The following is a 4135-nucleotide window of genomic DNA, read 5'->3' on the forward strand; positions in this document are numbered from 1 at the left end:
GGCAGCGACTACGCCATCACCGGCGGCACGTCCTCGGCTGATGCGCAAAACCTCTTCCACAGCTTCGAAGCCTTCAATCTGCTCACCGGCGAAAGCGCGACCTTCATCACCGACCCCTCAGTCCTCAACATCCTCAGTCGAGTCAGCGGCGGCGATGCCTCCATCATTGACGGTCTGCTGCAAGTCAGCGGGTCTGACGCCAACCTCTTTCTCATCAACCCCAACGGCATCCTTTTCGGTCCCAACTCAGCACTGAATCTACAAGGTGGCTTCACGGCCATCACAGCAGACCAGGTAAACTTTGCCACAGGCGCGTTTGGCACAGTCGGCACGCCGGACTATGCTGCTCTGGTAGGTGAACCGGACAGCTTTAGCTTCAGCCTCGATGCTCCGGGTAACGTCGTCAATGCCGGGACCTGGAGCGTCCCCCCCGGCCAGACTGTAGTTCTGATGGGTGGACAAGTGCTGAATACGGGCACGATTGCCGCTCCGGGGGGCGACATCGTCATTAGTACGGTTGAGGGCAACAGTCTGGTCCGCATTGAGCAAGTCGGCTCGCTGCTGAACTTGGAAGTTGAGACGCTGCCGGAGGCGTTGGCAACGTCGACAGAAACGTTTACACCCCTATCATTGCCGCAGTTGCTGACTGGTAGCGCGATCGCCTCAGCCACCAACGTCACCGTGAATCCCGACGGCACGATCGCATTACAGCACTCAGACACAGCAATTCCGGCTGAAACAGGAACGGCGATCGCTAGCGGTAGCCTGACTACGAGTGGTCATCAAGGCGGCACGATAACGGTGACAGGCACGACAGTCGGACTCCTAGCCGCAGTTTTAGACGCATCAGGACAGAGCAGTGGCGGCACCATTCGCATTGGCGGCGATTACCAAGGTGAGGGATCATTGCCCACGGCAGCAGTCACCTTTGTGGATGGGACATCGACAGTGGTGGCCGATGCGATCGCGAACGGTGATGGCGGACGCATCATCCTGTGGTCAGACACAACAACCCGCAGCTACGGCACCCTCAGCGCTAGAGGCGGCCCAAATAGCGGCAATGGTGGATTCATTGAAACCAGCAGCCGAGGATTCCTTGAGACTCAGGGCGTCCCTGACGTCAGTGCTCCCAATGGAACAGGTGGTACCTGGCTCTTAGATCCTTTTGATATTGAAATTGTCGATGACTCAGTCGCTTTTGACGATGCTTTTCCCAACGGCAATCCCTTTATCGCTGAAAGTAGTCCGGCTCAAATAGGTTGGCTAGACATTGAAGCAGCGCTTAACGCTGACGCTGACGTCGTTGTCTCTACCGGAACAGGCGGCGATGGCAACGGTGATATCAGGGCTGCTGCGTTCGATCTGACGGTCACGTCAAACGACAGTACGTTACAGTTGCGGGCTGCTGGAGATATCGAGATTGCTGGGCTCACAAGTAGTGGCGAGGCCGTCAACTTCGATTTTCAAGCGGATACTGACAACAATGGCAGGGGCCAAATTCGGGTCGATGGTCTGCTGGATTCGGCAGGGGGAGACATTACGCTTCAGGGGGCCAACGCTGGGGAAGCTCCTGGGATCATGGCAATGACTCCTATTTTGTCTAGCGGCGGCGACGTGACGCTACTCAGCAGCAATGCCGACATTGAAATCAACAGCATCAACGCAGGTGGCGGCGAAGTCACGATTACGACGCCCCGATTCATTCGCATTTTGGGAACCCCCAGTATAGAAACGTTGGGCGGCGCGGCTATTCGGTTGAACCACGGCGGCGAGGGTGAGGTGCCTTTCGTGGTGGGCGACGCGAGTCGGAATGGAACCGCAGGATTAGTCTCTAATGAGACTGACACATTGCCACCCGGTGCCTATTTTGGCACGACCACGGTGGGCACCATTGAAAGCCGAACCGATGGCATTCCTCCTGATGACTTTGAATGTGTCAGCAGCTGCGACGATCCCAACCTGCCAGATGAGTTTGACAATGACGATGCTTTGGGAGAAGACGACCCGAATAATGATCCGACCTTCCAAGACGACACCGGGGGAGAGGTTGGTTTTGAAGACGAGGGCTTGAGCGACCATGACGCTGGCAATGATCCTGCTGGTGAAGACTTTGACGAGGGCGATCGCACTGATCGCGCCAGCAACACTGTCAATGATGATGATTTGGGTGAAGGGAACGATGGTGGCGATCGCACGTTAGACAATAACGCTGACGACCGCGATTCAGACAGCGGCACCTTTGAGGACGATGATTTTGCTAACGAGGACCGTGACCCAGGCAACGACGATTCCCGAAGCAATCGCAATCAGCCAGAAGAGGATGACTTTGAGCAAGGCGGCGAATTTGACGATGACGACTTTGAGGATGGGGGTCGTCAGGGAGGACGCGATCGCGATTTTGACAACGACTTCAACGACTTGACCTATGACCAGTGGGCATTTGAAGACACCTTCTATGCAGACGATTTCGTCAACTTTTTCGACTTACCAGCAATGCCCGACCCCGATGTGGTTTCTAGCCAAGACACTTTGCAAGTGTTGTCGCAGCAGCTCGGCATTTCGTCTGCTTTGGTCTACGCTCGCTTTGTCCCTGCGGGGGATGCCGTGGCTCAGCAAACCGCGACGAAACAGCTACAAAACCCACAGCCGACTGATGTGTTGCAGCTCGTTCTGGTCACGCCTAGTGGTCAGCCCCAGCAAATTATCATGGCGGAGGCCAACCGGGAAGACGTTGTCGCCGCCGTTCGCCAGCTTCAGCGCGAACTGACGGATCGGACTCGCCGTCGCTTGACGACCTATCTTTCCCCATCGCAGCAACTCTATGACTGGCTGGTGCGTCCCTTGGCAGCAGCCCTAGAATCAGAGGATATTAGTCACTTGTCGTTCATCATGGCGCCGGGACTGCGATCGCTGCCCCTCGCCGCTCTCCACGATGGCGATCAATTCATCATCGAGAACTACACGGTGGGTCTGATGCCCAGCTTGGCACTCACTGACACTCGCTACACCGACCTGCGAGAGATGCCTGTCTTGGCAATGGGCGCTTCCCGCTTCATCGACCAGCCAGATCTGCCCGCAGTTCCCTTCGAGCTGAACACGATCATTGGTCCCCTGCGCCAGGGAGAACGCAACCTCAACGAAACGTTCACACCCCGGACCCTGGTCTCTCTGCGAGAAGAATCGGACTATCGCATTCTGCATCTAGCAACGCACGGCGAATTTAGACCTGGTGGTCCCAGCAACTCCTACATTCAGTTCTGGGATCAGCGACTGGGGCTTGATCAGCTTCGCCAGCTTCAGCTCAATGATCCGCCTCTCGAACTGCTGGTGATGAGCGCCTGCCGCACTGCTCTCGGCGATCCTTCGGCAGAGTTGGGCTTTGCGGGCTTGGCCGTGCAAGCTGGGGTCAAGTCAGCACTGGCAACGTTGTGGCAGGTCAGCGACTTAGAGACCGCAGGGCTGATGACCGAGTTCTACACTCAGCTAAATCAGCAAACCTACAAGGCAGAAGCGTTACGACAGGCTCAACTTGCCATGCTACGCGGCGAAGTTGTGGTTCAAGACGGTGCTCTCCAATGGAGCGGCGGCACCCAACCTTTACCTGAAAATTTAGTCGATCTTCGCTACGGCAACACTCGCCACCCCTACTATTGGGCAGCCTTCACGCTAGTAGGTAGTCCTTGGTAAGACAATAAGGGCAGCGGTCAGCATTCAAGCGACCAGCAGCTCACGTACTACACTACCGATAGAGATCAAATAGCGTCTTGACAGTTACACCCCTTTTTTAGATGTCACCTTATACCAGGTCCATCTAAAATCTTGCTGGATCAACTCACTTACTGTACTTACTGCCCATTGGGAGAGTCGGATGAAGCTAAAGGTATGGGCGATCGCAGCGGCTCTCAGCACTGCCTATGGATTTCAAGCATTACCTGTGCAGGCCGATGGCATCACCCCCGCAGCAGATGGTACGGGAACTCAGGTCACTCCCAACGGCAGCGACTACGCCATCACCGGCGGCACGTCCTCGGCTGATGCGCAAAACCTCTTCCACAGCTTCGAAGCCTTCAATCTGCTCACCGGCGAAAGCGCGACCTTCATCACCGACCCCTCAGTCCTCAACATCCTCAGTCGA

Annotated in this window: 2 protein-coding genes; both read left to right on the top strand. The window is 56.1% G+C overall.

What is annotated here, in order from left to right:
* On the top strand, positions 1-3687 hold a 3687-nt coding region (locus PN498_RS17920), incomplete at its 5' end, for a CHAT domain-containing protein (protein WP_272064469.1).
* Positions 3688-3868: 181 nt separating this feature from the next.
* On the top strand, positions 3869-4135 hold a 267-nt coding region (locus PN498_RS17925), incomplete at its 3' end, for a two-partner secretion domain-containing protein (RefSeq protein WP_272064470.1).

The sequence above is a fragment of the Oscillatoria sp. CS-180 genome (assembly GCF_028330965.1).
Lineage (GTDB): Bacteria > Cyanobacteriota > Cyanobacteriia > Phormidesmidales > Phormidesmidaceae > Halomicronema.